This is a genomic window from Halothiobacillus sp., assembly GCF_027346185.1.
Lineage (GTDB): Bacteria > Pseudomonadota > Gammaproteobacteria > Halothiobacillales > Halothiobacillaceae > Halothiobacillus.
In genome coordinates, this window is sequence record NZ_DAIESY010000148.1 from 1 (window position 1) to 6628 (window position 6628).

Consider the following 6628-nt stretch of genomic DNA (forward strand, 5'->3'; position numbering starts at 1 on the left):
CTGCAAGTCACTATCAGTTTCCTGCAGAACGATATGATGCTCGGCAAGTGAATTACCGCCAACGGCATCAATGGCCTTGGCACCCACGGTCTGTGCCTGCACGGGGAGTGCACCCAACAGACCCATCAACAACAAAATAAACACAGACTGTAGCAACCGGATCTTTTTCATTTGAGTTTCCTTCTTTCTTTGGTGATTTGTCTCATCAAAGCTCGGACAGATAGGCCATGGTCGCAAACGTCGCCAGCGATGGGCAGGCGCCGCTTCCTAGGGGCATCAGTCACGGCTATTTCGTGAGACAGTTACAAGTATAAAGTCTGTCCAGAGCATGTTTATATTTCCTTTCGGATGGCAACAAAAAACCCCGGATTCGGGGCCTTTCTCACGCTGGATACCAACCCTCACGGAGGACAGTCAAACAAGACTCAGTGATCCTATTTTGTCCCGTCCTTCTTAGCTTTGCGCCGCACGATTTCATCCCAGTCGATGTTGTTGCAGGCCAGGCATTCTTCCTTGTGCACGCCCAGCTTGACCAGCAGCCAGTGAATCTTGCAGCCCACACAAAATCCGAGCACAGCTTCGAGCCACATGAAGGCGACGCAAACGAATACCAATGATGGAATCCAGTACGACAGATACTGACTGGTATCCGGTAACAATGTGCGGCCTGCGATGGCGTTGACCCAATCGGCGAAGGTACTCGGGTTGAAGAAGATCAGACACAGGGCGATCATGAACGCGCCGAGTGTCCAGGCGTACCGTTTCGGGGTCAACGGCTTCCAGACCGCATGCTGTTTGCGCGCCAGAAAACTGGCCAGCAGGATCGTCGGCGACAGACGCGAAGTCCAAACAAACATCCCGGCGATCATCTCGAACAGGCCGTAAAACAGGACGTTAGTCTGGATAGTGTAATCCCAGGTACGCCGAATGACATTCGCCGAATAGATAATATGACCGTCCCAATCGGTATCGAGTGTATCGTGGATGCTATCGCCATTAACGATCCAGTGCCCACCGAAAATCGCCGACCACAAAGTGAACCCCATATAGATCGGGATGGCCAGCAGCATACCGGCGCGGATGCGCACCGCCGTCTCGTTGATGAGTACCGGTTTCGCGGATGGATCCTGAAACCAGAGGTTTTTAATCGTTTGCCACATCTGAACTTCTCCTGAGTAGTTCATGAACCTCGGATCGAATTTTGCTGCCTGCTCTGTTCACCTCTGGGTGTCCACGGGGGCAGGCTATAGGAATTCCGGATTCTTTTAATAATTGCGTCTTTTACTCAATCATCAGAATGAGCCGATTGATTAGGAATTTCTAATCGAGCTTACTTATAGAGGATAGTTAGCCACCTATCAGAGTGGGTCAATAACGTCCCGGCATCACCCCTTGAATGGTGATTTTCCCGCTGGCATCGGGGTGTCCCAGCAGGTTCAACTGCTGACGAAAAGCCTCGCTTGCGCCCGCCGTGGCTTGCAGATAACCGCTTACTTTCGGCGCCGTGGTGACCGGCCATAATCCAGCAAGGTTGAGCTCGCCCAACAAAGGCCCACGGCTACCGGATGCCGGTTTGATCGTGGCTTTGAGTTGCCCCTGAGCAATTTTTGCATCAAGAACCAGATCGCCAAGGAACAACGGTTCGGTCGTCGTGATCGCTGCATTTCGCCAGTTGGCCATGGCTCGGGCGGCCTTGAGATCGAAACCGCTCTTGGTTCTAATAAGTGACGCATCCCCGCTGAAGTCAATTAACCCATTTAATGGCCAGGCCGTCAGCGCTGCGATCAGCGGGCTATCAGCGGCCAAACGCCCATGCAGATTGCGAACGTTCAGTTGCTTGAAGCCCAGCCCCACATCGGCGGCCAGACTCAAGCCCATATCCGGTTGACTTGCGCGCGCGGCCGTTTGCGCCCGTACATGCCAAGCCGGTTGCAAACGGATGATCGACAATGGCAAGAAATCGGTTTGGATCGTCATGGCCGGTGCTCGGGGCGAGTTCAAACGCCATTGCCCGTGCCAGACCGTACCGCCAAGTGGCACCAATGCCACGCCGGGCGGCAGCGCGAGGCGGGAAACGGGGATCAAGGTAATCGGAGCGGTCACCAGAAGTGCCACAAACCAGCTCGCCATCAATAACAGCGCACCCGGCCAGATCAGGGATCGCGGTCGGCGCAGCGCCGGTTCTTTCACAGGTTTTCGGCTCATGAGCTTGCTGCGTGCTTCGCCAAGGTGATCTCGGCATCCACCAACCCGGCCGCATCGCTCGAATCACCGCCTTTGGGTGTGATGTTGACACTCTGCTCGCTCAACCCCGCCTCATTCGCCTGTGCCAACCAACGCAACAGGGAATCGAACGGCACGGCGGCAAACTTGAGCTGGACACGGTCGTCGCCGTCCGGCTGGCGCTGAACCAACTGCTGTTCAATGCCGACCGTGCGGGCGGCCTGTTCCACCCAAAGCATCAGCGAGACAGCACTTGGCTGTGCCGATTTTGATCCTGCCTGCATCAGGGTTCGTTTTGCTTGCGCGGTAAAGGCGGCAAGCTGTTCGGCCTCTGCGAGACGATCATGCGCTCGCTGCTCGGCCTGTTGCATGGGCGACCAAACAAACTGGTAACCCACGAGTGCTACCAACGCAATCGCCGCCAAGGTGAGCGTACGGCGTTCGCTTTGATTGCGCTGCTGCCAGAATGAGGAAAACCAAACGGGTGTATTCATCATCGATACCACCTGAATTTAAAGTACTTTAATGCCGATGCGCATATGCGCGACGCCCGCATCCACGCCCGCATCGATCTGGCTGACGGTAGCCGTGCTGCCCGTCTTGAGTTGTTCGAGCAACTGCTGCAACACCTCATACTTCTGGGCGGTGAGCTCGACGGTCAGTTGTTTTGCATCGAAGCGGATCGACTTGATCGCCAACTGCGCGTCCTTCGGTTTTGCCGCCTGATACGCCGAACCAAAGGCCGCGAGCGCAGGCATAAAGACATCTTCATGCGCTCCGGAGCGCTGATCCAGCGCCTGCTGCAACTTCACCCGCACATTCACCATGCGCGTGACCTGTGGCAAGGCAGCGTGAAAATCCTGTGTGATTTGCGTCTGCAAACGTTCGGCCTGGCGGTTCATCTGGCTGATCGCGATCCACTGACTGACCAGCAACAATATAAGCACGACCAATGCGGCGGCGCCCACCTGCCACCAGCGGCGTTGCCACTGCTGATCACTCACGGCCCTGGCCGAAGTGATCGCAGATAATGGACGATTTCGATCAAGCCCTGTCGCCCAGATCTGATGCCATTGCGCCCAGTCCGGCGCGGCCTGCGCGGAAAACGCGATGCCTTCCGGCCATTGGGGTGGTTGTTCCAGCGGTAAATGAAACACTACGCGCTGCGGTGCTGGCGTCATGCGTGGCAGCCACCCGGCCAGTTGTTCGGCGGCATTGTGGTCAGGCAATGGTGCCAATGCCATGCCTTCGTGCGGGCCGGTCAGCACACTGATGTGCCCCTGAACCGGATCGACCCAGACGCTGTACTCGCCCGCTTCGGGTGGGGGCAGCGTATCGGCCATGGCAACGAGTTGCTGTGGCACCAGATTGAGATTTCCGAGTGCATCGAGTACACGGGTGCGTACATCGGCATCCACCAGTAGCACGGGCCAGCGACCCGGCGACAAGGGGCGGTCGGCCAGCACGGGGTAAAGCTGGCTCAGATCATCGGCCACCAGATCTTCGAGCGCGAACGGCAAGGCTTGCAGGGCCTTTTCTCGCCGCGTGCCGGGAATAGGCACGATCAGGCGGCTGCACACCGAATCGGGCAAAAGCACCGAGAGCGTCACCGGACGGCGCAGGCCCGATCGCGCCAGCCAATCGGCAAAAGCGACCCAATCGCCGCGTAACGGCGACGCTGCGCTGGCAGGGGCGTCCGGCTGCCACCAATGCAGTTCGGTGGCCTCGCCGTCGGTTACAAACAGGAATAGCCGGTCAGACATGATTCATTACTCAGGGCGATTACTTGGGACGGGCCGGATTGAGGCCGGTAAATCAGGGCATAGCGGTGGCGCAGCACCTGATCGAACTGGACCGTGACCGCGCACAGAAAAAACTGGCTGTTCACCGACAACCCATCAGGCTGCGTCACTGCGCCCGCAAAACCCGGTCGCGCCAGAAAATCGGCCACGGAACCGATATTCGGCTGCGGCGTTTTGCCCGGCATGACGACCGGTAAACTCGCTGCATTCGCGCCGATGGCCTGCATCACCAAGGGCGAAGCGCTGTTCAGACTGACGGGCGTGCCGATGGGTAAGGCCGTTACATAGGGTGCCAGTTTATCGTAATAGGCGGGCGTCACTCCGGCCAATGAACGCAGTTCGGTCACCGACATCATCGGCTGACCGGCGGGCATTTTCCCACTGCGGCTCGCGGCGCTGGTAAAACCAAGCGCAAGCGAACGACTCGGATCGATCCAGCCGATAATTTCATTGCTGATATCCGGGCTCAGATTCAGCTGGCTGAGCAACCGTGCAAAGCGCTCTTTGCCAAGCAGGTTGACTTTACCATCGGGCAGCAGCAGGTTGTTGATATTGAAACGGCCTTGCAGATCGCTGATGTTGAGCGAAACCGTCGCGCCATCAATGGGAATATTTGCCAGCGGCTGCGCCCAGAGATCGGCCGGGCCATCGCTGTTGCGGTCGTCCCGATCCAGCAGGGCCTTGGCCAGGATAAAGGCGCTGTTGGCCAATTGATCGGCCCGCGCGCCGTTTTCGAACGCGGCGGTGGCATCGAGCGCGTTTTGATTGCGCACCATCACCGCGGCGGCCAAGCCTGTAGCAATGGCCAGCACCAGCAAGGCCACGATCAGAGCGACGCCCTGCTGGCGTCTCGGCGATGCAACGCGGTTTACTCGTGTCATCGCCGCTCCGCTTCTGCCTGAGTTTGGGTTTGGGTTTGGGTTTGGGTCTGCGGGCTTGTCGGTGCCTCGGCAGCGTTATTCGTTCCGGCCGGTGGGTTGGCCGGTGCGGCTTCGGGCCAATCGGAAACCATAGCGACGGTCATGCGCAAGGGGGGCAGGTTGTTTACCGTAAGCGAAACTTCCACCGCCTTGGGCAGGCCCGCCGAGGGTTGGTTGATGGGTGGCCAATCAAGCATCGACTGATTGTTTTGATCGTAAAAAGTCAGCTGGATTTTGCTGACGTTGCGCAAAATGATGCGCCAGTCGGGCGGCTCGGCGCTGTTGCCCAACGCGCCATCGGGCGGCACGAACGTCGCGCGCTCCAGATTACCGTTTTCAAGCCGCCATCGCACCAGCGCCAGTTGCGGTTCGGCTGCCGCCCAAGGATTCGACGCGCCCATTCGGGTCAAGGTCAACAGGTTCAAGCCGCCGCCAGCGAATTCAGGCACCTCGCCACCCAGGGCATCACGGGCGAGTCGATCCACCGCGAAGGTCAGATCGCTGCGCATTTGCCGCAAGCCGTTTTGCATCGCATTCAACTGATCCATCTGATCTTCGACAATCGCGCTTTGCTTGATCACCGTATTCAGCCCGCCGTAGGCCATCACCGCTACCAGCGCGAAGATGGCAATCGCCACCAATAATTCCAGCAGGGTGAAGCCACGCATCGTTATACACCCCTTTTTGTGAGGTGGGCAGGGGGAATTTATTAAGTGGAGCTCATTCAACAAAATCCCCCTTGTTCCCCCTTTGCAAAAGGGGGAAACCCTTCGTTTCAGCAGCGGGGTAAAATTTTTGAGATGGTGGGTACCACATGCCCTTTTCACAAAGGAGATGCTGCACACCCCCCTTTCGCAAAGGGGGGCAGGGGGGATTTGCTGCAAGGACGTCATCCGCAAAATCTCCGCCCTCTTTTGCAAAGGGGGAGACCCTTTCGGCGTCTCAAAGGCGGCTCTGCCCCGATGATACGTCGTAAAACTCATGGTGCTTTTTGCGCCGGCGGATAAAAGTACGTCACGATACTGGCCTGACCGGCATACGGGGCGGGGGTTTGAACAAAATAGGCCACCTTGAGCACACCCGGCACCTGTCCGGCCGAAACGGTCTGGCGCACGCGCCAGGTTTGCCCGTTAATCATCACATCGGACTGGCGCGTGCCCAATTCCGGCGCTTGCGCCGATAACTGCAAGCGGGCGCATAAATCATCGGCAATGACCGTGGCGGCGGTATCGGCGCGCAACCGATCGAGCATCGCTGCGCTTTGACCACTCACCTTGATGACGGCAGCGAGGGCAATGGCCAAAACCACCAGCGCAATCAGCACTTCCAGCAAGGTGAACCCCTGCTCCGGAGTTTTTGTCGTCGTTATCATCACGGGGCGGAACCCGTCGTTGGCTGCGCACCGTAGCCTGCTGACAGGTCGATGCGCAGGATTTTTTGTCTGTCTCCGCTCACCGTAATTTCTGGTGTACGCTGCTGCGCGCCAGGTGGCAGCGACCAGACACCATCGGTCGTCACGGCAAGCACGGCCTGCGCGCGCGGATCCTTGGCGTCAAGAGTGTCAGCGGCGGTGGGTTGTGCCTCAAGGGTGCAGCCCTTGTCCCAATCCAATCGGCTGATGACCTTTGCGGCAAAGGCCGGTGATTCGTTTGCAGCTTGGCTTGATTGTTTGCTTGCATCGGC

The 6628-nt window shown here is 58.1% G+C and carries 8 protein-coding genes; all 8 read right to left on the minus strand.

Translation table 11 applies throughout. The features are described 5' to 3' along the window. Positions 1-434 precede the first annotated feature (434 nt). The gene (locus tag M7R55_RS10520; RefSeq protein ID WP_298220365.1) at positions 435-1160 is read right to left on the minus strand and encodes a DUF4395 family protein; all 726 of its coding nucleotides are present in this window, start codon (positions 1158-1160) and stop codon (positions 435-437) included. A gap of 208 nt (positions 1161-1368) precedes the next feature. Further along, on the minus strand, positions 1369-2205 hold the full coding sequence (locus M7R55_RS10525; RefSeq protein ID WP_298220366.1) for a type II secretion system protein N: 837 nt from the start codon (positions 2203-2205) through the stop codon (positions 1369-1371). Beyond that, positions 2202-2720: a type II secretion system protein M gene (locus M7R55_RS10530; protein ID WP_298220367.1), complete on the minus strand. Its 519-nt coding sequence runs from the start codon at positions 2718-2720 to the stop codon at positions 2202-2204. Before M7R55_RS10530 ends, M7R55_RS10525 begins: the two co-directional genes overlap by 4 nt. A gap of 15 nt (positions 2721-2735) precedes the next feature. Next, positions 2736-3986: a type II secretion system protein GspL gene (gspL, locus tag M7R55_RS10535; RefSeq protein WP_298220368.1), complete on the minus strand. Its 1251-nt coding sequence runs from the start codon at positions 3984-3986 to the stop codon at positions 2736-2738. Further along, on the minus strand, positions 3959-4906 hold the full coding sequence (gene gspK, locus M7R55_RS10540) for a type II secretion system minor pseudopilin GspK (protein WP_298220369.1): 948 nt from the start codon (positions 4904-4906) through the stop codon (positions 3959-3961). The genes gspL and gspK overlap by 28 nt, the downstream gene beginning before the upstream one ends. Continuing rightward, positions 4903-5613: a type II secretion system minor pseudopilin GspJ gene (gspJ, locus tag M7R55_RS10545; RefSeq protein ID WP_298220370.1), complete on the minus strand. Its 711-nt coding sequence runs from the start codon at positions 5611-5613 to the stop codon at positions 4903-4905. Before gspJ ends, gspK begins: the two co-directional genes overlap by 4 nt. A 311-nt stretch (positions 5614-5924) precedes the next feature. Next, positions 5925-6317, minus strand: coding sequence for a type II secretion system minor pseudopilin GspI (gene gspI / locus M7R55_RS10550; protein ID WP_298220371.1), 393 nt, complete (start codon positions 6315-6317; stop codon positions 5925-5927). Further along, the coding region (locus M7R55_RS10555) for a hypothetical protein (RefSeq protein WP_298220372.1) at positions 6317-6628 on the minus strand (312 nt) is incomplete at its 5' end. The genes M7R55_RS10555 and gspI, both read right to left, overlap by 1 nt.